The following is a 22,200-nucleotide window of genomic DNA, read 5'->3' on the forward strand; positions in this document are numbered from 1 at the left end:
GGAGAAAGCAATGCAACTCGAAGGCAAGGCCGCCCTGGTGACCGGCGGCGGGCAGGGCATCGGGCGCGGAATTGTCGGGCGCTTCCTGGCGGAAGGGGCGCGCGTGGCTGTGGTGCAGCGCTGCCCGCTGGACGCTGAGCTGGAAGGAATCCCGCCGTCGTCGGGCAGGCAGCTGAACGGCTTGGCGGCGTCGACATCCTTGTCAACAACGCCGGCGCCATGTTCGAGCGCGGCGTTACCGAAATCCAGCCCCATGAGTGGGACCTCATGATGGCCTTGAACCTGCGGGCGCCGCTGTTCCTGGCGCAGGATCTGGCAGTCTTCCTGGCGGGTGACCGCTCGCGTTCCTCACGGGGGAGACCATAGTGGTCGACGGCGGCAGGACCGCCAAACTGCCGCTGCCCGCCTGACATTGAACTCCCCGTATTTGAACTTGCTGTTCAGCTCTTGGGCATGCCGCCGCTGTAGCGCCTAGGATGGGTGTGGCAACGAGAGTCAGAGCAGCCGGGCCCGGACCGGCGCGAAGCGGGAGCATAAATGGCAGCGGGAAGTAGCACTGCACCGGAAGAAGCCGTCGGTGACGAGGAACAGACCTCCGCGGAACCCTTGGACCTGACCAACAAATCCGTGGTCAAGGCGACCGTGCTGCTCAGCGAGCTCGGCCGGCACCGCCAGGGAATCACGGTCACGGAAATCGCACAGCTTGTGGGGATGACGCGGCCTACGGCCTTCCGACTGCTCCTGAGTCTTGAACAGAGTGGCTTCGTGGCGCGCGTGGACAACCGCTACATGCTTGGCTGGCAAATGGCCCGCCTTGGCAGGCTTGCTGATCCGTATGCCGGTGTGGTCTCGAGGATCCAGCCACTCTTGAACGAGTACGCCGGGAAGTTCAATGAGACTCTCTCCTTCGTCATGGTGACAGGGGAAACGAGCTACGATGTGGTGGCCGAGGCTTCGGCTTCGCGTTTCCTGAACGCCTCCCACATGTGGGTGGGCGGCTCCTACCCGATGCATGCCAGTGCTGCCGGAAAAATGATCCTCGCCGAGCTGAGCGATGAGCAGGTTGTTGCCGCACTGCCGAAGCGGCTCGAGTCCTACACGCCGAAGACCATCACCAGGCGAGACACCCTCCTCGAAGAGTTGCGCTTGGTGCGGGAGCAAGGCTACGCGATACTCGATGACGAACTTGAGGAGGGCCTCTTCGTCATCGCCTGCCCGGTGCGGGATTCGTCTGGGCAGTTGCTTGGGGTGCTGACTGTGAACGGCCCCACCCAGCGGATTAAGGCCGATGACTTGGGGCCTCTTGTGGAGAAGCTGCAGCAGGCGGCAGACAAGGTGGCCGAGGCACTGGCATAGATTCACGCCGTGAAGCGAAAGCCGATAGGACGTGAGCGTGGATTTCTGCACCTGCTCCAGACATACCTTGGTTTCGCTTGGCGCAGGACAAGCAGGTCTCTACGTCCATCGGCGCCGAACAAGGCCTTCAAGTCGTCTGTGAACTGGCGGAAGCGTGCCCATGAATCGGCGTGGATCGGGACGATCAAGCGCTGTCGAGGATCTCGGTAACACGGAGGCACGCATCGTTGCTTAGGGTGGTAGCGCTGAGGTCGGCAGTAGGGCGCCGGGCATGACTGCGCTTCCGGCTTCCGTGCCCCGGTGGACAGTTGCCCCGACGCGCGCGGAATGGGCCCATGCCGAAAGAGCTTTTGCGGCGGCGGCACAGGACATGGAATTTCAGTCGCGCCTGACCGCGGCGCGCCATTACCTGGAAAACCTGTTGTCGGCACTTTCCGCGGCAGCGGCAGTGAGGACGCTTCAGCTTTGACGTTGCGGTTTCCGCGCCTACAGCCCCACCGTCACCTCCGCTGCTGGGCAAATCGTTGCCATGAGCTGGGGTGAATTTGTTGAGAAGCTATCGCCCGAGGGGCACTCCGCGCTGTTGACCACAAGCAGCCTCAGCGTCGGCTTTTCCGGCCATTCCGTCCAGTACGCCGGCACTTACCAGCTGTGGAACCGGAACGCGGGGTCGGCCCGTCCATCCCATGGCGCGTTCCACGGTCGTCTTGAGGCGGGCCCGCAGGTCTGGCGCTGGGTGGAGCACCATGCCATCCCTGGTGAGCGGTGAAGGGCCGCCCTATGTTTCTTTAGCGGGCAGTCCGCTGGCTGCGCAGCTGGTTGAGGCAGCGGCGGGCCAGGCTCTTACTCAACCCGGTGCGGCGGGCGATGTCGACGGCGGTCTTCGGGCCACCGTCGCGGTGTTCAACGTCCAGTGCTGCTGCGACGCGCTGGATCGCCCAGGCCGGAAGCGTTGTCTGGGTACTCATGCCGTTGCTCCAATTGGTTCTATTTCGCCGGAGACGTGCCGGCGATGGGGGATAGGAGCCAAGGCTGGTTCAGCTCTGCCCATCTGCGGGTTTGTTCGACGTCTTCGTGCAGTTGTTCGATCAGCGCTTCGACGCTGGGGAACGCTGCCTGCGGGCGCAGCCTTTCCAGGAGATGGACCCGCAGATGTTGCCCGTACAGCTCCTGTTCCGTGTCCAGGAGGTGCGCTTCGAGCAGGCGTTCGCCCTCCCCGGAGTAAAACGTCCGGCGCCGGCCGATCGAGACCGCTGCCACAGCGAAGGGCACCAGGCCGGTTTCAACCAGCCCGGCCCAGACTCCGTCCAGCTCCGGGTTCCCGAGGATCGGGATGTTGGCCGTGGGGAAACCCAGCGTCCGGCCGCGTTGGTCCCCATACTCCACGGTTCCTTCGACAATTGCTGGCATGGGTGGCCTCCTCGATTCCGGCAACGAAGCGTGTTCATTCAGTGAACGTTGCGTTCAATATAGGATGTTGCATGAGTCGCTGTCAACGTGCTTACCCTTGGCAAAGGGTCAAGACAGGCGTCCTTCGATAACGCGAAACAAGAGTCCCTACTTCCAGGCAAGGCCGGTCGCCAAGGACTCCCCCGGGCTGTACGAACGGACGCCGTTGCAACCTTTGAACCCTAAGGTGAAGGGCCTGTGCGCATCAGCGTTGGCGGCAGTTCCCATCTGGCCGCTCTCTTGACCCGCACCATTAAGGAGCCGCAGATCCTCTGCAGGCAGACGTCGCAGTCTAGATGCACTCGGTCGTGGCGTATCAGCGAGCAGTCCCGTTCATCGCCGCAGCAGCCGGATGGAAAGATGACATGGCAGCGAATGTTCATAGAGTCAAAAATGCCTAGTTTCCGCGGATTATCAACACAACACGAGCCCGTGGCAGCCGTTGAAATACGCCGCCCTCTGAGAAGAGGTCAGGAGTTCGAATCTCCTTAGCTCCACACAAGTTGGGGAACCAGCCCTCGACTACCATTGACCTGTGAACGAGACCCTGCCCCCGTGCCCCGAATGCTCCGGCGAGTACACCTACGAGATGGGTGCCCTGCTGGTCTGCCCCGAGTGCGCACATGAATGGTCCGCCGCGCTCGCAGAGGACGTCGATCAGGCCCAGGAGCGGCTCATCAAGGACTCCGTAGGAAACATCCTGGCTGACGGTGACACCGTCACGGTGGTCAAGGACCTCAAGGTCAAGGGCAGCGCGACCTCCATCAAGGTCGGCACCAAAGTACGCAACATCCGCCTCATCGATGGCGTGGGCGACCACGACATCGACTGCAAGGTGGACGGCTTCGGCCCCATGCAGCTCAAGTCCAGCGTGGTCAAGAAGGTCTGACGCGCCTGCATTCCGGGCCGCCTTCCGCACTCCCAGGGTGCCGGGTGGCTAGGATCGGTGCATGGCACCCCAGAGCGCTATCTTCGTGGACGCCGGCTTCTTGCTTGCCGTAGGCGGACTGTCCCAGGCCCAGACTTCGCTGCGCTCGGCCTTCGACGTGGACCATCAAAAGCTGATCTCCGGCATCAAGGCCCGGGCCGAGGAATTCTGCGGTCTCGAAACCCTACGCATGTACTGGTACGACGCCGCCAAGGACGCAGTGCTGAGCGAGCAGCACAAGAAGATCGGCATGGTTTCCGGCGTCAAAGTCCGGCTCGGCCGGCTGTCCTACGGCGGCGACCAGAAGGGCGTGGACCTCAAGCTCGGCCTGGACCTCGTGGGCATCGCCCGCAACCGGGCCGCCCGGGTGGTCTTCCTGGTTTCCGGCGACGACGATCTCGCCGAAGCCGTTGAAGCCGCCCAGGAACTCGGCGTCAAAGTGGTCCTGATCGGAATCGAGGACCCGTTCCACCGGCTCGGCGTTCGCTCCGTGGCCGAACACCTGGCGTTGACCGTGGACAGCGTCATCACGCTGCCCATGGAGCTCATCGAATCCTGCTTCAAGAGCAAGCCTGCCGCGAGCCGCCCGGCCCCTCCCGCCGACACACAGCCGCCGGGCCAGGCTCCTTTGCCAGGCCCCAAACCCGGCGTCATGGGCCGTCCGGTACCGGGTCCGCCGCACCACGCCGTGGTTCCGGCGAGCGGACTGCACGCAGCACCGCAGCCCGCCACGCTCCACCGCGTCCGGGGCATCGAATCCGGGATTGTCTACAGCAGCGGCCCGGCGTCCGCCGTCGAGGAATCGGCCATCCTCGTCGCGCAGGAGGTGGGGGAGCGGCTGGCCGTCAACTGGCACGGCGCCGCCACCCAGGGCGAACTCAACGATCTCCTGGCCGACAAACCACTGCTGCCGCCTGAACTGGACAGGGTACTCCTCAAGGACTGTGCCCAACGCATCGGTGAGCAAAAGACCGATCTGCAGGGGGTCAGGCGCATGCTCCGGGAATCGTTCTGGAGGAAGATGGAAGAACTGAAGTACTGACCACGCAGCACGGAAGGGGCCGCCGGCATGGCTGAGGCAGGACCCGCGTCCGGATCGCCGCCAAACTGGGCGGGGTACCCTCGTGTGGCGCTTCGTCACGCTGGCGGGCCAGCCAGCCGGTGCTGGTGGTCCCGCTGAATCCCGCGATGCTCCCGCACCATGACGGCTGAGGCCCACCGGCCCGTCCACCTTCACTGGCGGCTTGTCCTGCTGGTGGGGGCCCGACGCCGGCCGGCGGCTGATCCTGCGGCTCGCCGTCGGACGGGCCGGGCGAGTGACGGGCACTGGCCAACGGCATCGGCACCATGGGCGCCTGCTTGCTGCTGCCGCCGGTGGCGCCGGCCTTGCAGCGCTGCTCTGAGCAGATGACGCTCTGGGCTGGCTGAGAATCGTGGCCGGGGGACACTCTGGGGAGTGTTGCTAGCCTGTCGGTGTCGGTGCCCGGCGGTAGGATCGGGCCATGGCTAAGAAGACATTCAATGAACTGTTGTCCACCCAGGTCGCGAATGAGTTTGCGGCATCCCAGCAGTACGTCGCCGTGGCGGTGTACTACGACGGCCAGGATCTGCCCCAGCTGGCCGCACATTTCTACCGCCAGTCCCTCGAAGAGCGTAACCACGCCATGATGATGGTCCAGTACATGCTGGACCGGAACCTGCCCGTGGCCATCCCCGGGATCGGCGCGGTGCGCAACGACTTTGCAGATGCCAAGGAGCCCATCCAGCTGGCCCTGGAACAGGAAAAGGAAGTCACCCGCAACGTCGAGGAGCTGTTCCGTGCCGCACGGGCGGAGAACGATCCCCTCGGTGAGCAGTTCATGCTCTGGTTCCTCAAGGAACAGGTGGAGGAAGTCGCTGCGATGACCACGCTGCTGAACATCACGGAGCGGGCCGAGAACCTCTTCGACATCGAAAACTACATTGCCCGCGAGACTGTCGGCGGCGGCGGACACGACTCCAGCGCACCTCCCACCGCAGGCGGTGCCATCTAAACGGGAAGAACATTGCGCGGGGCGTCGGGGGCCTAGCTCCCGGCGCCCTCGGCAATCCCGATTTCGCCTGGCAGCTCGCTGGCGTCCGGGGACTCAATCCGTCCGAGCAAGGCCAAGCGGCTGGCGGTCCGCACCATCTCCGCTGGGAGTCCTGCTCCCGTGCCCGCGGTGTCCGTCCCCGCGGTGCCCCAGTCAAAGGGGCCGGCCCCGATCAGGAACAGGGCAATGTCCTGTTCGTGAAGCACCTCCACCACCTTGCTGAACCGCTCCCAGTCGGCTGCCGGGCCCAGGGCCTGGGCGAGCTGCGGCGAGGGGACGCCGTCGATCACCCACATCCGGTACTCCGCGGCCAGTGCCCGGAAGTCCGCCTCCGTGGACGGACCGCCGCAGAGCTCAGCGAAGCTGATCCACAGCAGATCCGGTTCGGCATTCCTGGCCGTGATCGGCCGGGTGGTGGGGGTCAGGATCCTGCGCTGGGTGTCCGACGGCGGGAAGAGCCCCAGTCTCCCCAGTTGCCTCGGCGAACCCGGAGTGATGATGCGGCCTGTGCGGAATCCCAAGGCAGGTTCCGCGCCGCGCGTCTGCTCCTGCGGCCGGCGGGCAGCGGTCACAGCCAGCCCTTGCGCTTGAAGATCACGTACATGAGCAGGGCGGCGCCGAACATCAGTCCCACGGCCATGGGTAGCCGACGGCCCAGTGCAGTTCCGGCATGTGGTCGAAGTTCATGCCGTAGACGCCCGCCACGATGGACGGCGCAAAGAAGATGGCGGCCCACGAGGAGATCTTCTTGACCTGCTCGTTCTGGGCCGCGCTGGCCTCGTTCTGCCGGTTTGCCGTCAACGTGCCATCCAGCGTGAGGGCATTCTGGAGCAGGTCGCGGAAGCCGTTGACCCGCGAAATGAGGATCTGGATGTGGTCCTCCACGTCACGGAGGTTGCGCTGCAGTTCGATGTCCACGCCGTATTTCACGAAGCCACGTTTGAGGAGGTCAATCATCTCGGGGAGGGGGTTGATGGCCCGCTGGAACTGGATGACCTCGCGTGCGAGTTCGTAGATGCGGCGTGACACGGTGGTGTCGCCGCTGAAGAGCTGGTCCTCGATTTCGTCGATGTCGTTTTCCAGGCCGGCGACCACTGGCGCGTAGTCGTCCACCACCTGGTCCAGCAGGGCATAGAGCACGGCTTCGGGCCCGCAGCGCAGAAGCTCGGGCTGGTGCTCCAGATAGCGCCTGACCTGGGCAACGCCGGGGGTTTCGGCATGGCGGACCGTCACCACAAAGTTGCTACCGGTGAAGATGTGGAGCTCCCCGAACTCCACGGTCTCGCTCTCGTCCAGGTACCGGGCGGGCCGGAGGACTGTGAAAAGGTTGTTGTCGTAGCGTTCCAGCTTGGGACGCTGGTGGGCGGTCACCGCGTCCTCCACGGCAAGCAGGTGGAGGCCGAACTCGGCGGCCACGGCGGCCATTTCCAGCTCGTCCGGCCGGTACAGCCCGATCCAGACCATGCCCCCATGTGCAGCCAGGGATTCGACGCTTTGCTCGAGGCTGGACGGCGTGGCGGTGCGGACTCCGTCAACGTAGACGGCGTTGTCAATGATGGTCACGCTTTGAGGCTACTGCATGGCCCCGTGCGATAAGTGTGAGAGCCAGTCCATGCCCGAATACTAGCCCCGCCCGGTCAGGGAAGACCGCGGATCACGGGCCCTGTGTTGCGCGTGTTGTCGGGGCCGCCGCAGCTGCCATCAGCCCGATCAGTGGTTCGGTCCGGTAGGGGATATGCGTGTGCAGCGCCAGGACGGTCTCGGTGCGGATGACGCCCCGGATCCGCAGGACGGATCGCAGCGCCGTCTGGAGATTGTGGGTGTCCGCGGCCACGACGCGGCACCACAGATCGCCGCGCCCGGAGATCTCATGGACCTCCAGCACCTGGGGGATCAGGCGCAAGGCGCCGATCACGCCGTCGAGCTCCCGGTGGGTGACCTCGATCGTGACGAACGCGACGACGTCGTATCCCACCTTTTCGAGGTCCACTTCGCGGCCGCCGTTGTTGAGCACGCCCGAGCGCAGCAGGCGCCGGACCCGCGCCTGGGCGGTGTTGCGGGCGATGCCCAGGAGCTCGCTGAGTTCGGCGATCTGGATCCGGGGCTCCTTGATCAGTTCCAGGAGAATTTTCAGGTCCAGGGGGTCGAGGCTGTTCAAAACGTCACTCCGGATCATGTTGGCATCACATCTTTGAGTATTCCGCTCAATTTTCCCACGATTGTCTGCCCTTTGGATCAACGGCTATTGCATTCTGTTGCCATCAAGACTTGACCGCCCGGCTGCCCCTGTCCCACAAAGACGCGGCGGCCGTCCGGCCACCTAGGCAAAGGCACGGCAATGACTGTCTTTAGCGAACTGCGCATGCGCCCGGCCACCGCCGGGCGCTGGGGCTGGGATGCTTCCACCACCGCGAGGCTGGTGCTCGCCGGCGTCGTGATTTTCACGTTGCTGCTCGGGGCCAATCTGGCGACCCCGCTGTACCCGCTCCTGCAGGAGCAACTCGGCATCTCGTCCCTGGGCGTGACGGTGGCCTTCTCCAGCTACGTGCTCGCTTTGGCGGCGGTCCTCATGCTTGCCGGGCACTGGTCCGACCACATCGGCCGCCGGGCCGCCCTTGTCCTGGCTGTGCTGGTGGGGCTGCTTGGCGGCACGGTCTTTGCCAACGCGGACAGCCTGCTGGCGCTGTGCGCGGGCCGGGCCCTCCAGGGCGTGGCCGTCGGGCTGGCCACGGGTGCCAGCTCCGCTGCCCTGCGCGAGTTGCTGCCGCAGCGTCCGGACTGGGCCTCGCGGTTCACCCTGTTGTCCTCGGCCGGGGGAGTCGCGGCCGGCCCGGCCATCGGCGGTCTGCTGTCGCTGCTTCCCGGGGCCACGTCCACGCCGTATTATGTCCATTCGGCCGTGCTGCTGGCTGCGCTCGTGCCGCTGTGGCTGCTGAAGGCCCGTCCGGCAATCGCACCCGGTGACGGCCCCCGGCCCTTCACGGCGCTGGCGCCCCGCAAGCCCTCCATCTCGCGCGAAGCGCGGGGTGCATTCTGGCTGGCGGCGTCGGTGGGCTTCCTGAGCTTTGCCGTGTTCGGCTTCTGCCTGTCGCTGGCACCGGGCTATTTTGCCGCGGCAGTCCATGCCGATACGCGGCCGCTCGTCGGCATTCTGGCCGGCCTCACGCTGGGTGCCTCGGCCCTGAGCCAGTTGCTGGCGGTCCACGGCCGCTTCACGGTGCCTGCGGGCCTGGCCTTGCTGGGCGTCTCGGTGGTGCTGGTGGGTGCGGCAGCGGCCTGGTCCAACCTCTGGCTTCTGGTGGTTGCCAGCCTTGCCGCAGGCGTGGGGCAGGGCCTGGCCTTCCGCCAGGTCTTCAACGACGTCGCCGGGAAGCTGGAGGCCTCCCGGCACGCCCAGATCATCAGCACCCTCTACGTCATCACGTATCTCGGCAGCGCCGTCCCGGTCATCGGGCTTGGGCTCGCCGTGTCCGCGCTTGGACTCGGTACCGCCGTCGCGGGATTCACTGTACTGTGCGGCGTCGCGGCACTGGTCCTCGCAGCAGTCTCGCTGCGGGGCATCACCCGGCGCTAGTCCCTACTCCGGCAGCGGACCGCGGTTGCCCGGGATGTGCTGGAAGACCATGGTGGTTTCCGTATGGCCCACCACGGGGTCCGTGGCCAGGTTGTCCAGGAGCCAGTTGCGCAGCTCGTCCGTGTTCGCCACGGCGATGTGCAGGAGGTAGTCCACGGAGCCGGTGGTGTGGAACGTGGAAATGACGGCCGGCAGCTTCGGGACCCTGGCCGTGAAGCGGTCGATCTGGTCGCGGTCATGGGCGCGGAGCCGGACGGCGATGAGAGCCTGCACCGAACGGCCAATGGCAGGCAGGCTCAGCACGGCCTCGAAGCCCTCGATGATGCCGCGCTCGCACAAGGAGCGTGTACGCATGAGCGCCGTGGAGGGGGCAATGCCTACCAGCTCGGCCAGCTGCTTGTTCGAGATCCGGGCATCGTCCACCAGGGCGGCCAGAATGCGCTCGTCGATGGCGTCCAACGGCTCGGCGTTGATCACGCTGGGCCGAACATTCTTCGCGGGGTTGCTCACAGATCCTCCTGAAAGTGCGTTCCGTTCATCATAATCCGTGGTTTCGTGACATTCCATTCATGGCTTGTATCCAGTTCCGAATTATTGCCAGATACTGGCCGGATTCAACGGTGAATAATTCAAAGGAGAGACGTGAGCACCTTCGACACACTTGCAGTCCACGCCGGCCGGGACGGTCTGACGGAGCAGGGCGTCCATGCCGTGCCGATCGATCTGTCCACCACGGCCCCGCTTCCCTCGGTCCACGAGGGCGGCCTGGCCTACGAGCAGATGGCCACGGGCGGGGTGCCCCTAGAAGGCCAGAGCACCGTGTACCAACGTCTGTGGAACCCCACCGTGGCGCGGTTCGAGGCCGGGGTGGCCGCACTCGAAGGAGCCCCCGAGGCCGTGGCCTTCGCCACCGGCATGGCTGCGCTGAGCGGCGTCCTGCTCGCCATGAAGTCCACTGGAAAGAACCATGTGGTGGCGGTGCGCCCCCTCTATGGCGGAACCGACCATGTGCTGGCGAGCGGCCTCCTCGGAACTGAAACCACCTTTGCCACGCCCGCCGAGGTCCGTGGGGCTCTTCGCCCGGACACCGGGCTGGTCATCGTGGAAACTCCCGCCAATCCCAGCCTGGAGCTGGTGGACCTGGCCCGGCTCGTCGAGGAGGCGGACGGTGTGCCGGTCATGGTGGACAACACCTTCGCCACACCGGTCCTGCAGCGGCCCCTCAAGTACGGCGTCGCCATGGTCCTGCACAGCGCCACGAAGTTCCTGGGCGGCCACGGCGATGCCATGGGCGGCGTAGTGGCCACGAGCGCGGAATGGGCCGTTCGGCTCCGCAGCGTCCGCGCGGTCACGGGAGGCATCCTGACGCCCTGGCCGGCGTACCTGCTGCACCGGGGCCTGGCGACCTTGCCGATCCGGGTGCGGGCCCAGCAGGACGCCGCCCACAAGGTGGCCATGGCTCTCGCCGGCCACGAGCTTGTGGGCAAGGTGTATTACCCGGGACTGCCCGAATGCGATCCCCTGGGCCTGGTGGGTACGCAGATGTCAGGCCCCGGCTCCCTCATGGCCTTCGACGTCGAATCCGCGGAACACGCCGAGCGCATCCCGGGCGCCGTCCGGCTCCTGACGCACGCGGTGTCGCTGGGCGGCATCGACACCCTCATCCAGCACCCGGCCGGGCTGACCCACCGCCCCGTCGCGGCCGACGCCAAGCCCCACGCGCAGATGCTCAGGGTTTCGATCGGCCTGGAGGATCCGGCGGACATCCTCGATGACCTGGTCCAGGCCATCGAGTCCACCCGGTAGCCGCCTGGCCGTACTGCCCAGGGTAGCGGCCTAGCCAGCCGGCGCCCCCGCAGGGGAGCGGTGCACGACGGCGGTGATCACCGCCGTCGTGCATGCCAGGGCGGTGAGGCTGAGCGCCAGGGCCTGCCAGCCGAACGCCTGGAACACCAGGCCGCCCGCCCAGCCGATCACGCTGGATCCCAGGTAGTACGAGAGGTTGTAGAGGGACGCGGCCTGGGCCCGGCCGTCCACGGCGATGGCCCCGGTCCAGCCGGCCCCCACGCTGTGGGCGGCGAAGAAGCCACCGGTGAACACGACGAGTCCGAGAAGGATCACCACCAGGTTGTCCAACGCGGTTAGGGCGAGTCCGCCGGCCATGATGCCGATGCCCGCGAGCAGCACGTTCCGGCGGCCAAAGCGTAAGGTCAGGCCCGCTCCCCATCGGGAACTCACTGTCCCGGATAGGTAGGCCAGGAAGATCAGGCTGACCAGCGTGCCCGGCAGCGCAAAGGGATCCGCATGCAGCCGGAAGCCGAGGTAGTTGTAGACGGCCACGAATCCGCCCATGAGCAGGAACGCCTGGATGTAGAGGGCCAGGAGCTTCGGGTTGGCGCTGTGCCTGCCCAGCGTACGCATGGCGCCCCGGAAGCCGCCGGCCGGTGCAGGGCGGAAGCGCCTTTGCTTGGGCACTAGCACCAGGAACAGGACCGCCGAGACCGTCGCGAGCAGGGAAACCGCCAAGGCCGCGGAACGCCAGCCCCAGAGTTCGCCCACCGGCCCGGCCACGAGGCGGCCCGCCAAGCCGCCCAGCGTGGTGCCGGCGACGTAACTGCCGGCTGCGAGCGCGGTGTGGATCCTGCTGACCTCCTCATTGAGATAGGCGATGGCGATGGCCGGGATGCCGCCCAGCGCCATGCCCTCGAGGGTGCGCAGCCCCAGAAGCACCGGCATATTCGGGGCCAGCGGGACCAGCAGGCCGAATACCGTGGCCGCGGTAATGCCGATGGCCATGGCCCGCACACGTCCGATCCTGTCCGCAACGAAGGACCACGGGAGGACGGTGACGGCGAGGCCCACGGTTGCCAGGGAGATGGTGAGCGCGGCCTCGGCGGCGGTGATGTGCAGATCGGCGGCCATGAGGGGAAGCACTGCCTGGGTGGAGTAGAGCTGCGCGAAGGTCGCGACGCCGGCCAGGGCGAGGCCTGCCAGGATGCGGCGGTACCCGCTTGAACCCTTGAGATGGCCCTCCCAGCCTGAGGCCACGGCGTTTGTGGAAAGTGTTTTGCTCACCGTGTCAGCGTAGGACTGCTCTGGAAGATACTTCCAATGCATGATTTAGTTGGCTTTCATGCGTAATTCGCATTGAATCCCGCTGCTCGAACCCTGCGCGCTCCGCCGGAGTCGGCGAAGGCGCAGCCCCCGGAAGGCCGGTCCATGGACATCGAACACAAGCAGCTGGTCCAGCTCCTGCCCCTGCTGCCGGTGCTCGCACAACTGGGGCGCACGCAGCACGTCACCGAAACCGCCGAGATCCTCGGCGTGCCACAGCCCACGGTGAGCCGGGCGCTTGCCCGGGCCAGCGCCGTGGTGGGCACCGAGCTGCTGGTGCGGGACGGCCGTGGGATCCGCCTGACGCCCGCTGCCCGGACGCTCCTGCCCTACATCGAGGCGGCGCTCGCCGAGTTCCAGGCGGGCCTGGACCGGGTCAGGCACGAATCCGCTGTGGTCCGGGGCCGGATCTCCGTGTCTTTCCAGCACACCTTCGGCGAGGCGACGCTGCCCATCCTGATCGGTGCCTTCCGGAGTCGCCACCCGCACACGGCCTTCGAACTGAGCCAGGGCGCGCGTTCGGGCTGCCTTGAGGAACTGGCCGCCGGCGACGCCGACTTTGCGCTCACTGCCCCGGTGGCGCCGGAGGGCAGGGGCATCCGCTCGGCGGCCCTGTACCGGGAACCGCTGCGCTTCGTGCTGCACCACCGGCATCCCCTGGCCGGCAGATCCAGGGTGCATCTGTCGGAGCTGCGCAACGATCCTTTTGTGTCCCTTCCCTCCGGGGTCGGCCTGCGCTCGCTGAGCGACGCGCTCTTCAGGGAGGCAGGCTTCCGTCCGCGCACGGCCTTTGAAGGCCAGGAAACTTACACGGCCCGCGGCCTGGTGTCCGCCGGGCTCGGCTTCGGCATCCTCCCGCCCGCGGGTCCTGGATCCGGCGGCGGACAGTACCTCCGCGCCGCCGGCCTGGGCCTGGTGGAGGTGCCCATCGACTCCGGGCTGGCCTTCCGGGAAATCGGGATCGCCTGGCGGGAACGGGCCGCGGAACCGGATCCCGTGCGGCTGTTCCGCGAACTGGTCCTGTCGGAGGGGGCGGAGCTGCTCGCCGGCCTGGTCAAAGCCCGTTCAGGAACTCCGTGACCACGGCTACGACGGAACCGTCCTTGGCTTCCCGCCAGCCGGTTCCCGCCCACAGGTTGAGCCGTTCTGCGTCGCCGGCCGCGGCGGCGGCTGCCCGCACGGGCGCTGTCAGATGGTGGATGGCCGGGTAACCGTCCGGTGCGTCGGCGTGGTCCCGGACGAACTCATTGACGAGGGCACGCGCCCAGCGGCCCGTGAACGCACGCGTCATGGCCGTTTCGGTGAAATGCGGGTTGGCGAGCGCGTCCTTGTGCAGTTGCCTGGCCCCGCTTTCCTCGGTGCGCACCAAGGCGGTCCCCAGCTGCCCGGCCACGGCGCCTTCCTGCAGTATTGCCCGCAGCTCCGCGCCGTCCATGATCGCGCCTGCCGCAATGAGGGGGATCCCGACGGCGGCGCGCACCTCGGCCACCAGCTCCGCCGTCGTGCCGGCCCGGGAAAGCCGCTGCGGCTCCGGGAGAAAGGCTGCGGTGTGCCCGCCCGCCGAGCCGTGCTGGACCACCAGGGCATCCGCGCCCTGCTCGACGGCGAGCCGGGCCTCCGCTGCACAGGTGACGCTGGCGATCACCGCGGTGCCTGCCCGCTGCAGGGCCCGGACCACGGGAGCGCCGGGCAGCCCGAAGGCGAAGCTGGCGAACTCGACCGGTTCGGCCAGCAGGGCATCGATCTTGGCCTGCCAGGCGTCGTCGTCATCGAGCCGCAGCTCCGGGATGGCGACCCCGTAACGCCGGCCCTCCGGCAGCAGTGCGGCGCGGTACGCCTCCAGTCCGGCGGTCGCCGCTGCACGCGCAGCCTTTCCGGCGTCAGCCAGCAGACCGGCGTCGGGCACAAAAACATTGACGCCGAAGCGGACACCGGCGTCGCGGGCAGCCCTGATCTCGGCGGCCATGCCCTCGGCGCTCTTGTACCCTGCCGCCAGGAAGCCGAGCCCGCCGGCAGCGTGGACGGCCTCCACCAGGTGCGGCGTGGAGGTTCCCCCGGCCATGGGCGCCGCGATCAGCGGCGTTCCGAACAAGGACTCCGTCATGCTGTGCTCCTCCTTCAGGGGTGCTTCAAGCTACTCTGTCCACGTGAACAATGCCCGCAACATCCTGCCCGCCGCAACCCCATCCGCCGTCGAACAGGGCGTCGTTGAACCAGGAACCAGCGCTGTCACCGGCACCGTGATCGGGATCGACATCGGGGGGACCAAGACGCACGGCGTCCGCTTCGAGGACGGCGTGCCGGTGCGCGATGAAAGCACCGGCAGTTCCAACGTACAGAATGTCAGCCGCGAAGTGGCGGCGGCCAACCTTGCCGCCCTGTTCGGGATGATCGGCGGCGGCAGCGTGGACGAGGTCTACGCCGGAGCCGGCGGGATCGACACCGAGGAAGACGCCCAGGCGCTCGCAGCGCTCATCAGCCCGCACGTATCCGGTGCCCGGGTCACTGTGGTCCACGATTCCCGCCTCCTGCTGGCGGCCGGAGGTGCGAGCACCGGCGTGGCCGTCATCGGGGGAACCGGTTCGGCCGCCTGGGGCAGGAACGACGACGGCGACGAAGCGCGGGCGGGCGGCTGGGGCTACCTCCTGGGCGACGAAGGCAGCGGCTACTGGTTGGGCCGCGAAGCGGTCCGCCACAGCCTGCGCCGGATGAACCGCAAGCTCAAAGCCGATGAACTCACCACCGCCCTGCTCGAATCCTGCGGGATCGACGGCCCGGACAAGCTCATCGCACTGTTCCATTCCCCGGATACCGGGCGGCGCTTCTGGGCGCAGCAGGCCAGGCTGGTGGTGGAAGCCGCGGCGGCCGGCCACGAAGCAAGCAACAGGCTCGTGGAGCAGGCCGGCCGGGACCTCGCGGATTTGGCCGCACAGGTGGTCCGGCAGCTGGGCATCGCCGGGCCGGTGATCCTGGGTGGCGGTCTCGGCATGAACGTGCCGGCCCTGCAGGACTCGTTCCGGGCGGGCCTCGAGGCCCAAGGCATCGCGGATGTCCGCGTCCTGGACCAGGAACCCGTGTTCGGTGTACTGCAGCTGGTGGCTGAGCAGCGCGGCTGAGCAGCGCGGCTGAGCCGAGCTGCTCAGCCCGCGCTCAGCCAGCGCGGGCTGCAACGTTAACGGCGGGTGCGTGGCCGGAGCTTCACGCCCGGCAGGGGCGGCGCCGGAATGCGTCCGGCTTCGGGGCCCGCATCGGGTCCGTGGCCGGCGATGAAGCCGAAGCGCGCGGCGGCAGCGGCGGTGTCGTCTAGTCCGGCCTGTGCTTCCCAGTCCTCCCGGGCCTGCTCCACTTCCTCGTGCGTGCGACCCACGAAGTTCCACCACATGAGCAGGTCCTCCTCGAAGGGCTCGCCGCCCAGGAGCATGAAGCGGGTGTCCGGGGCGGCCTCGAGCGCGAGAGATTCACGGCCGGAACCCAGGTGGGCCAGGGGGCCAGGCTCCACGGCCTGGCCGTCGATCACCACGCTCCCGTCCAGTACCAGCACGGCGTGCTCGAAGTGCACCTTGAGCGGGAGGACGATGTGCCCGGCTGCCGTAATTTCGGCGCCGACGATGGGGCTGTACATCGTGGCCGGTGACTGCTGCCCGGCGAATTCCCCCACCATCACCTTCGCTGTGAACCCGGGACCCGTAGCCACGGGCAGCTCGCGGTGCTGTTCAAAGGCCGGAGGCCGGTGCCTTTCCGTGTCCGGCAAGGCCACCCACAGCTGCAGCCCCCGCGAGACCGGCAGCACATCGCCGTCGTTCAATCCCACACCCTCCGGGAGGACGGAGAACTCCGAGTGCGAGATCCCCCTGCCCGCCGTCATGATGTTCAGCTCGCCGGGCCGCACCACCACATCGCTGCCGACGCTGTCCCGGTGGCGCACCGGACCCTCCAGCGGCCAGGTGACCGTCTGCAGCCCCGAATGGGGGTGGGGGAGGACGCTCATGGCCACGCGGTCCGGTCCGAAATTGTCCAGGAAGCACCAGGCTCCGACGGTCGGCAAAGCGCGCTGGGGCAGGGTCCGGAAGACGTTCATCGCGCGGACTCCACCCAGCGGGACCTCGCGGGCCGGCCACAACTCCACGCACGGCGCCTGGCCCGGATGGCCTGCCGGGCAGAGCTCCTGGACCGGAGCTGCATCGAGATTCGTCACGGGGACCTCCATGTGCATAAATGTTGGAAAATGTACTAATCTGCTTCGTGTGACCCACGCCATCCTGAGCTACCACGACGCTGTCCTCTACCGTTCTGGCGAACGCTACCGCATCCTCGCCGGAGCCATCCACTACTTCCGGGTCCACCCGGAGCACTGGGCGGACAGGCTGCGCAAACTCAAGGCCATGGGCGCCAACACGGTGGACACCTACGTGGCGTGGAACTTCCACCAGCCCAAGGCGGGCGTGGCTCCCGACTTCACGGGCTGGCGCGATCTTGGCCGTTTCATCGACACTGCTGCCGCGGAAGGCCTCGACGTTATCGTCCGCCCCGGGCCCTACATCTGTGCCGAATGGGACAACGGCGGGTTCCCCGCATGGCTCACCGGAACGCCCGGAATCGGCCTGCGCTGCATGGACCCGCAGTTCACCGGCGCCATTGAGGAATGGTTCGACCGCCTGCTGCCGATCATCGCCTCGCGCCAGTCCTCCAACGGCGGGCCCGTCGTCGCAGTGCAGATCGAAAACGAATACGGCAGCTACGGCGACGACCACGACTACATCCGCTGGAACCGGCGCGCACTGGAGGAACGCGGCATCACCGAGCTGCTGTTCACGGCCGACGGCGGCAACGACTACTTCCTCGACGGCGGCTCCGTGGAGGGAACCTGGGCGACGGCGACGCTCGGCAGCCGCGGCGACGAGGCCGTGGCCACCTGGCAGCGCCGCAGGCCCGGCGAGCCGTTCTTCAACATTGAGTTCTGGGGCGGCTGGTTTGACCATTGGGGCGAACACCACCACCGCCGTGACGCCGGCGACGCCGCCGCGGAGGTCCGCAAGATGCTGGACCTGGACGGCTCCGTCTGCCTCTACATGGCCCACGGAGGCACCAACTTCGGCCTCGGCTCCGGCAGCAACCACGACGGCACCAAGCTCCAGCCCACCGTCACCAGCTACGACTCCGACGCCCCCATCGCCGAAAACGGGGCCCTGACGCCCAAGTTCCACGCGATGCGCGCCGAGTTCTTCCGGGCGCAGGGCATCGAGAAGCTCCCCGAACTGCCGGCGGAACTGCGCGCCGAACCGGCGGTCCTGCCCGCGCAAGTCCTGCCGCTCAGCCCGGCACCCGGGCTGCTGGAGCTCGCCCGCGGCGCCGGCCAGCCGGTGCGCAGCGTCCGCCCCCTGAGCTTCGAACAGCTCGGCCTGGACTCCGGCATGGTGCTGTACTCGGCGGAAGCCATCCTGCCCGGGCGCCCCGACGCCCCCGCCGAAACCCGCATCAGGATCACCGGACTCAACGACCGCGCCTACCTCTGGGTGGACGGCACCTTCGCCGGAGTGCTCGACGACGTCACCGGGGCCGAGGGACTGGCCGTCACCGGCACAGGTGTGCCGGCCAGGCTCGACATCCTGGTGGAGAACCTGGGACGCATCAACTACGGCCCCCTCACAGGCCACGGCAAGGGCATCCTGGGCGGCGTGCTGGTCAACCAGCGCTACACCTTCCACTGGACCCAGACCCCCGTTCCCCTGGCGGAATGGCGTACCGAGGAGCTTGACCTCCTGGCCGGGGCCGAGTTCGACGCCGAAGCGCCGGCCGACACGTATCTGGCGCTGCCGGGTTCGGGCAAGGGTTTCGTGTGGCTGAACGGCTTCCTGCTGGGCAGGTACTGGGAGAAGGGCCCGCAGTTCACGCTGTACGCGCCCGCGCCGCTGGTCCGTGCCGGCCACAACAGCATCAAGGTGCTGGAACTCGGCGAGCCGGGAACCACCGTGGAGCTCCGTGAGACCGCCGATCTGGGCCCCGAGGAAGCAGGCAGGATCGCGGCCGCGGAACTCTAGCCATGGCGGTGCCCGGCAGAAGCTGACGCCGGGCACCGCAACTATGCTGGCTCCATGAGCCTCCACTTCGATACCCGTCCTGCGGCCTACGCCGCCATCATCCGTGACGGCGCCATTCTGCTGGCCTACTGGAAGCAGGACGGCAAGGAAGGCTGGACGCTGCCCGGCGGCGGACTGGACCTGACCGAACACCCGGTGGACGGCTGCCGCCGGGAGATTTTCGAGGAGACCGGCTACGAAGCCGAGATCGGGAGCATGCTGGGGATCGACGTCGGCCATTGGCCGTCGGACGTCCGGCTGGACGGATCCGACCGCGACCTCCAGTCCCTCCGGCTGGTCTACGAGGCAACCATCACCGGCGGAGAACTGACCCATGAGGTGGACGGAAGCACCACCCACGCCGCCTGGATAGCACTTGGCAAGGTGTCCGGGCTGAACAGGGTCTCCCTGGTGGACGTTGCCCTGCGACTGCACCCCGGGCACCATCGGCAGCACGGCTGGGAGCGGTCCGGCCACGATCTACGCCTAGGTTCGCAACCGCCCACCTACAACCTCCGCTGCCGGAACATCGGGAATAGCTCCCGCACCCGTGCCACCGTCTCAAGCGAGACATCCACCGCCCGGACGCCTGGTTCGAGTCCGAGATCGGCTTCAATGAGCCCCATGGGATCAACCAGGATGCTGCGGCCCACGGAGACGGGCGGCGCCTGACACACCCCTGCCACGTACACGCTGTTCTCGATGGCGCGGGCCGCATTCAGCGCCAGCCACTGCTCGGTCTTGTGGGTGCCCGGCACCCATGACGAGCAGACCAGCAGGACCTGTGCGCCGGCGTCCGACAGTGACCTGGCCAGCTCAGGAAACCGCAGGTCGTAGCAGGTCATCAGGCCGAAGCGCGCTCTCCCAAATTCAAACACCACCGGGCTGGTGGACGGACCCGGCCTGATGAACGTCGATTCCCCGAAACCCTGTGCGTCGAAGAGGTGGATCTTCCGGTAGACGGCCAGCTGCTTACCGTCGGGCCCGAACGCCACCAGGGTGTTGTACGCCTTGCCCGGCTCCTCCGACGTTTCCACCACGCCCGCCACCAGCGCGATGCGGTGGCGGCGGGCGGTGCGGGCGAGTTCCTGGCAGACGGGACCGCCCAGCGGCTCCGCAACCTCGGGGAACGTCGCGTCCACGGTCTTTTTCTCGTACGTGGCGTACTCCGGGAAGGCGACCAGCGCGGCGCCGTCGAGCGCGGCCGCGGCGGCGAACCCGTCGATCGCGGCAAGGTTGGCCTTGACGTCGGTGCCCGACTCCAGCTGCCCGAGCGCTATCCTCACGATTGTTCCTTCCCTTGATCGGGCGGCGGCCCCGGTCAGGCGGCCGCCTAAACCGTCGCCTTTTCCGTGGCCTTCATCTCCGGCGGTGCCGCCTTGAATCCGCGCGTGATCAGGGCCAGGACCACCACGCCCAGCACCAGCCAGGACACTCCCAGCGTAATTGCGTTGACGTCCAGCTGTGAGAGCAGGTAGGCGCAGATGATGGCTCCGATCACCGGGACCACCACGTAGGACACGGCGTTCAGCTGGTGCCCGGCACGGCGCTGGCGGACGTAGTGGAAAACCACTGAGGCATTGACCAAGGTGAAGGCGGTGAAGGCGCCGAAGTTGATGAACGAGGTGGAGGTGGCCACGTCCAGGAAAATCGCGATCAGGCCGACGATGCCGGTGACGATGAGGCTGACCACCGGGGTGTGGAACTTCGCGCTGAGCCGGCCGAAGAGTGCCTTGGGCAGAACGGAGTCACGGCCCATGGCGTACAGCAGCCGGGAGCTGCTGGCCTGCGCGGCGAGGCCGGAAGCGAACTGCGCCACCACCAGTCCGGCGAGGAAGACCGCACCGAACAGCTGCCCGCCGATCTGCAATGCGATGGAGCTGGCCGCGGAGGCCGAGTCCTCAAACACTCCGCCGGGGTGGACCAGCTGGGTCACGTAGGACACGGTCACGAAGATGCCGCCGCCGATCAGGGCGATGAGCATGATGGCGCGGGGCATGTTCTTGCGCGGCTCAATGGTCTCCTCGGTGAGGGTGGTGACGGCGTCGAACCCGAGGAACGAGTACGCGGCGATGGCGGCACCGGCGGAGATGGTGGCGAAGCTGGAGGTGTCGTTGAAGAACGGCTGCGTGCTGGCCAAGCCGCCGACGCCCGAAGTGGACACCACGTTGCCGATGGACAGCGCCACAAAGAACACGATGACCAGCAGCTGGAACGCCATCAGCACGTAGTTGGCCTTGTCCGCCACCTTGATGCCCAGGATGTTCAGCAGCGTGGTGATGACGATGAAGCCCACGATCCAGACCCCGACGGGGATTCCGGGGAACTGCGCGGTTAGGTAGGAACCGCCGATGAGCCAGATCACCATGGGCAGGAAGAGGTAGTCCAGCAGGATGGCCCAGCCCACGAGGAACCCGACCCTCGGATCAATGGAACGGCGGACGTAGGTGTAGGCGGAACCGGCCACGGGATACGCGATGGCCATCCGGCCGTAGCTGTGGGCCGTGAACAGCATGGCGACGAGTGCCACCAGGTACGCGGCCGGCGATGCCCCGCCGGTGGCTTCGGCGATGATGCCGAAGATTCCCAGGACGATCAGCGGGGTCAGGTACGCCAGGCCGAACAGGACCAGGGAGGGCAGCTTCAGCGTGCGGGTGAGGGTGGGTGTTGTCACAAGTTTTCCTTAGGCTTTGAAGGACTGGGGAGCCCAGGTGGCCGGGCTGATCCGGCCCTGGTAAACAGGCAGTTCGACGGCGTCCTCGCCGTCTCGGAACTGGGACCAGGGGCGGTTGAGGTTTTCGGTGCCGTGCGTTCTGACGTGCTCGACGGCGGCAAGGTCCAGTTCCGCCGTGAGCAGCACCGGAGCGTCGTCGTCGGCCTCGGCCAAGGTGTTGCCCTCGGGGTCGACGATGATGCTCAGGCCCTTGCCGGTGGGGCCGGCGCAGTTGACGCTGACCACGAAGACCTGGTTCACGATGGCGTTGGCCTTGGCGAGCACCAGTTCCTGGCGGCGGTCCGGCGTCGTGGTTTTGACGACGTTGAGGATGACCTCGGCACCCATCCAGGCGAGTTGGCGGGACACCTCCGGGAACCACGCGTCGTAGCAGATGTTCAGGCCCACCCTGCCGACGCCAGCCAGGTCCACGGTGGTGAACCGGTCGCCGGGGTCGTAGGGCTCGAACGGGCGCCAGGGGAAGACCTTCCGGTAATAGCCGGCAAGCTCCCCTCCCGGGGACAGGACCAGTTGGGTGTTGAAGAGCTGCCCTTCGGGGCCGCGCTCGCACACGCTGCCCGGCACCAGCCAGATGCCCAGGTCCGCGGCAAGCCGCCGGAGCTCCTTGACGCGGGGTCCGTCCAGCGGCTCGGCAGAAGCCTGGAGCACTTCCGTGCGTTGCTGGTCGGGATCGGAATCCCCGAACAGGTGCAGCTCCGGAAAGACCACGAGCCTGCTGTGGGGATGGACGGCGAGGGCGGCAGTGACCTCGTCTGCAAAGGCCGAGACGGGTTCGCCGATGAGCCGGGGCCGGGCCTGGGCGGCGATGAGGGGAAGGGTGCGTTGCATGGTTTCTCCACGTTGGGGATGTGATCTGCACTATATTAGATCAGATTGATCCAATTGTGGGAAGAGGC

23 protein-coding genes and 2 pseudogenes are annotated in these 22,200 nt (G+C 67.2%); 13 read left to right on the forward strand and 12 right to left on the reverse strand.

Annotation, left to right across the window (positions count from 1 at the left end; all coding sequences use genetic code 11):
* Positions 1-10 precede the first annotated feature (10 nt).
* The 4 genes from J1902_RS04760 to J1902_RS04775 all read left to right on the forward strand — a co-directional run bounded on the left by J1902_RS04760 (position 11) and on the right by J1902_RS04775 (position 2,125).
* Positions 11-271, forward strand: a complete 261-nt coding sequence (locus tag J1902_RS04760; RefSeq protein WP_207615095.1) for an SDR family NAD(P)-dependent oxidoreductase — start codon at positions 11-13, stop codon at positions 269-271.
* Positions 196-366, forward strand: a complete 171-nt coding sequence (locus J1902_RS19660) for a hypothetical protein (protein WP_207615155.1) — start codon at positions 196-198, stop codon at positions 364-366. Before J1902_RS04760 ends, J1902_RS19660 begins: the two co-directional genes overlap by 76 nt.
* Positions 367-537: 171 nt before the next feature.
* A complete protein-coding gene (locus J1902_RS04770) occupies positions 538-1,356 on the forward strand; it encodes an IclR family transcriptional regulator (protein ID WP_207615096.1) in 819 nt (272 codons plus the stop codon).
* Positions 1,357-1,885: 529 nt separating this feature from the next.
* On the forward strand, positions 1,886-2,125 hold the full coding sequence (locus tag J1902_RS04775; protein ID WP_207615097.1) for a hypothetical protein: 240 nt from the start codon (positions 1,886-1,888) through the stop codon (positions 2,123-2,125).
* Positions 2,126-2,144: 19 nt separating this feature from the next.
* Here J1902_RS04775 and J1902_RS04780 read toward each other — a convergent pair whose 3' ends face one another.
* Both J1902_RS04780 and J1902_RS04785 read right to left on the reverse strand, forming a co-directional pair.
* Positions 2,145-2,324 (reverse strand): helix-turn-helix domain-containing protein, encoded by a 180-nt coding sequence (locus tag J1902_RS04780; RefSeq protein WP_207615098.1) that lies wholly within the window; start codon positions 2,322-2,324, stop codon positions 2,145-2,147.
* A gap of 19 nt (positions 2,325-2,343) precedes the next feature.
* The gene (locus J1902_RS04785) at positions 2,344-2,766 is read right to left on the reverse strand and encodes a riboflavin kinase (RefSeq protein ID WP_207615099.1); all 423 of its coding nucleotides are present in this window, start codon (positions 2,764-2,766) and stop codon (positions 2,344-2,346) included.
* 574 nt (positions 2,767-3,340) lie between these two features.
* Between J1902_RS04785 and J1902_RS04790 the strand changes: the two genes are divergently transcribed.
* From J1902_RS04790 to J1902_RS04800, 3 genes are all read left to right on the forward strand, one after another.
* Positions 3,341-3,694: a zinc ribbon domain-containing protein YjdM gene (locus tag J1902_RS04790; RefSeq protein ID WP_207615100.1), complete on the forward strand. Its 354-nt coding sequence runs from the start codon at positions 3,341-3,343 to the stop codon at positions 3,692-3,694.
* Between the two features lie 61 nt (positions 3,695-3,755).
* Positions 3,756-4,775 carry an NYN domain-containing protein gene (locus J1902_RS04795; protein ID WP_207615101.1) on the forward strand — a complete coding sequence of 340 codons (1,020 nt, stop codon included), beginning with the start codon at positions 3,756-3,758 and terminating at the stop codon, positions 4,773-4,775.
* A 460-nt stretch (positions 4,776-5,235) separates the two neighbouring features.
* Positions 5,236-5,766: a ferritin gene (locus tag J1902_RS04800; protein ID WP_207615102.1), complete on the forward strand. Its 531-nt coding sequence runs from the start codon at positions 5,236-5,238 to the stop codon at positions 5,764-5,766.
* 32 nt (positions 5,767-5,798) lie between these two features.
* On the opposite strand, the gene zapE is transcribed toward J1902_RS04800, so the two are convergent.
* The 3 genes and pseudogenes from zapE to J1902_RS04815 form a co-directional block, all read right to left on the reverse strand.
* Positions 5,799-6,377, reverse strand: a complete 579-nt coding sequence (gene zapE / locus J1902_RS04805) for an AFG1/ZapE family ATPase (RefSeq protein WP_242701592.1) — start codon at positions 6,375-6,377, stop codon at positions 5,799-5,801.
* A pseudogene (gene corA / locus J1902_RS04810) lies at positions 6,374-7,368 on the reverse strand (magnesium/cobalt transporter CorA). Before corA ends, zapE begins: the two are co-directional and overlap by 4 nt.
* A 91-nt stretch (positions 7,369-7,459) precedes the next feature.
* Positions 7,460-7,981, reverse strand: a complete 522-nt coding sequence (locus J1902_RS04815) for an Lrp/AsnC family transcriptional regulator (protein ID WP_207615103.1) — start codon at positions 7,979-7,981, stop codon at positions 7,460-7,462.
* Positions 7,982-8,143: 162 nt separating this feature from the next.
* Here J1902_RS04815 and J1902_RS04820 point away from each other — a divergent pair, with 162 nt between their 5' ends.
* Positions 8,144-9,379 carry an MFS transporter gene (locus tag J1902_RS04820; RefSeq protein ID WP_207615104.1) on the forward strand — a complete coding sequence of 412 codons (1,236 nt, stop codon included), beginning with the start codon at positions 8,144-8,146 and terminating at the stop codon, positions 9,377-9,379.
* A 3-nt stretch (positions 9,380-9,382) separates the two neighbouring features.
* Here J1902_RS04820 and J1902_RS04825 read toward each other — a convergent pair whose 3' ends face one another.
* Positions 9,383-9,889, reverse strand: coding sequence for an Lrp/AsnC family transcriptional regulator (locus tag J1902_RS04825; protein WP_207615105.1), 507 nt, complete (start codon positions 9,887-9,889; stop codon positions 9,383-9,385).
* 132 nt (positions 9,890-10,021) lie between these two features.
* On the opposite strand from J1902_RS04825, the gene J1902_RS04830 reads away from it, so the two are divergent.
* Positions 10,022-11,185, forward strand: a complete 1,164-nt coding sequence (locus tag J1902_RS04830; protein ID WP_207615106.1) for a trans-sulfuration enzyme family protein — start codon at positions 10,022-10,024, stop codon at positions 11,183-11,185.
* 30 nt (positions 11,186-11,215) lie between these two features.
* Here the strand turns inward: J1902_RS04830 and J1902_RS04835 are convergent, their stop codons facing one another.
* Positions 11,216-12,454 (reverse strand): MFS transporter, encoded by a 1,239-nt coding sequence (locus J1902_RS04835; RefSeq protein WP_307794372.1) that lies wholly within the window; start codon positions 12,452-12,454, stop codon positions 11,216-11,218.
* A gap of 144 nt (positions 12,455-12,598) precedes the next feature.
* Here J1902_RS04835 and J1902_RS04840 point away from each other — a divergent pair, with 144 nt between their 5' ends.
* Positions 12,599-13,573, forward strand: a complete 975-nt coding sequence (locus tag J1902_RS04840) for a LysR substrate-binding domain-containing protein (RefSeq protein ID WP_207615108.1) — start codon at positions 12,599-12,601, stop codon at positions 13,571-13,573.
* Here the strand turns inward: J1902_RS04840 and J1902_RS04845 are convergent.
* On the reverse strand, positions 13,548-14,597 hold the full coding sequence (locus J1902_RS04845; protein WP_207615109.1) for an NAD(P)H-dependent flavin oxidoreductase: 1,050 nt from the start codon (positions 14,595-14,597) through the stop codon (positions 13,548-13,550). The two genes, J1902_RS04840 and J1902_RS04845, sit on opposite strands and share 26 nt — an antisense overlap.
* Before the next feature lie 136 nt (positions 14,598-14,733).
* On the opposite strand from J1902_RS04845, the gene J1902_RS04850 reads away from it, so the two are divergent.
* Positions 14,734-15,609 (forward strand): N-acetylglucosamine kinase, encoded by an 876-nt coding sequence (locus tag J1902_RS04850; protein ID WP_307794374.1) that lies wholly within the window; start codon positions 14,734-14,736, stop codon positions 15,607-15,609.
* A gap of 56 nt (positions 15,610-15,665) precedes the next feature.
* On the opposite strand, the gene J1902_RS04855 is transcribed toward J1902_RS04850, so the two are convergent.
* Positions 15,666-16,688, reverse strand: a complete 1,023-nt coding sequence (locus J1902_RS04855; RefSeq protein WP_207615111.1) for a pirin family protein — start codon at positions 16,686-16,688, stop codon at positions 15,666-15,668.
* A 49-nt stretch (positions 16,689-16,737) separates the two neighbouring features.
* On the opposite strand from J1902_RS04855, the gene J1902_RS04860 reads away from it, so the two are divergent.
* Together J1902_RS04860 and J1902_RS04865 are read left to right on the forward strand one after the other, a co-directional pair.
* A complete protein-coding gene (locus J1902_RS04860) occupies positions 16,738-18,531 on the forward strand; it encodes a glycoside hydrolase family 35 protein (RefSeq protein WP_207615112.1) in 1,794 nt (597 codons plus the stop codon).
* Positions 18,532-18,585: 54 nt separating this feature from the next.
* A pseudogene (locus J1902_RS04865) lies at positions 18,586-19,005 on the forward strand (NUDIX hydrolase); the annotation flags it as partial.
* Between the two features lie 71 nt (positions 19,006-19,076).
* Here the strand turns inward: J1902_RS04865 and J1902_RS04870 are convergent.
* The 3 genes from J1902_RS04870 to J1902_RS04880 are packed head-to-tail and all read right to left on the reverse strand — an operon-like array spanning position 19,077 to position 22,132.
* On the reverse strand, positions 19,077-19,856 hold the full coding sequence (locus J1902_RS04870; protein WP_207615113.1) for a carbon-nitrogen hydrolase family protein: 780 nt from the start codon (positions 19,854-19,856) through the stop codon (positions 19,077-19,079).
* 47 nt (positions 19,857-19,903) lie between these two features.
* Positions 19,904-21,244: an APC family permease gene (locus J1902_RS04875; RefSeq protein WP_207615114.1), complete on the reverse strand. Its 1,341-nt coding sequence runs from the start codon at positions 21,242-21,244 to the stop codon at positions 19,904-19,906.
* A gap of 9 nt (positions 21,245-21,253) precedes the next feature.
* Positions 21,254-22,132, reverse strand: coding sequence for a carbon-nitrogen hydrolase family protein (locus J1902_RS04880; protein ID WP_207615115.1), 879 nt, complete (start codon positions 22,130-22,132; stop codon positions 21,254-21,256).
* Positions 22,133-22,200 lie beyond the last annotated feature (68 nt).

The organism is Arthrobacter cavernae (assembly GCF_017368795.1).
Taxonomy (GTDB): Bacteria; Actinomycetota; Actinomycetes; order Actinomycetales; family Micrococcaceae; genus Arthrobacter; species Arthrobacter cavernae.

Coding starts and splice junctions, on each gene's coding strand:
- J1902_RS04760 (WP_207615095.1), top strand. CDS start 11: ATGCAACTCGAAGGCAAGGCCGCCCTGGTGACCGGCGGCGGGCAGGGC.
- J1902_RS04770 (WP_207615096.1), top strand. CDS start 538: ATGGCAGCGGGAAGTAGCACTGCACCGGAAGAAGCCGTCGGTGACGAG.
- J1902_RS04775 (WP_207615097.1), top strand. CDS start 1,886: ATGAGCTGGGGTGAATTTGTTGAGAAGCTATCGCCCGAGGGGCACTCC.
- J1902_RS04780 (WP_207615098.1), bottom strand. CDS start 2,324: ATGAGTACCCAGACAACGCTTCCGGCCTGGGCGATCCAGCGCGTCGCA.
- J1902_RS04785 (WP_207615099.1), bottom strand. CDS start 2,766: ATGCCAGCAATTGTCGAAGGAACCGTGGAGTATGGGGACCAACGCGGC.
- J1902_RS04795 (WP_207615101.1), top strand. CDS start 3,756: ATGGCACCCCAGAGCGCTATCTTCGTGGACGCCGGCTTCTTGCTTGCC.
- J1902_RS04800 (WP_207615102.1), top strand. CDS start 5,236: ATGGCTAAGAAGACATTCAATGAACTGTTGTCCACCCAGGTCGCGAAT.
- J1902_RS04815 (WP_207615103.1), bottom strand. CDS start 7,981: ATGATCCGGAGTGACGTTTTGAACAGCCTCGACCCCCTGGACCTGAAA.
- J1902_RS04820 (WP_207615104.1), top strand. CDS start 8,144: ATGACTGTCTTTAGCGAACTGCGCATGCGCCCGGCCACCGCCGGGCGC.
- J1902_RS04840 (WP_207615108.1), top strand. CDS start 12,599: ATGGACATCGAACACAAGCAGCTGGTCCAGCTCCTGCCCCTGCTGCCG.
- J1902_RS04845 (WP_207615109.1), bottom strand. CDS start 14,597: ATGACGGAGTCCTTGTTCGGAACGCCGCTGATCGCGGCGCCCATGGCC.
- J1902_RS04880 (WP_207615115.1), bottom strand. CDS start 22,132: ATGCAACGCACCCTTCCCCTCATCGCCGCCCAGGCCCGGCCCCGGCTC.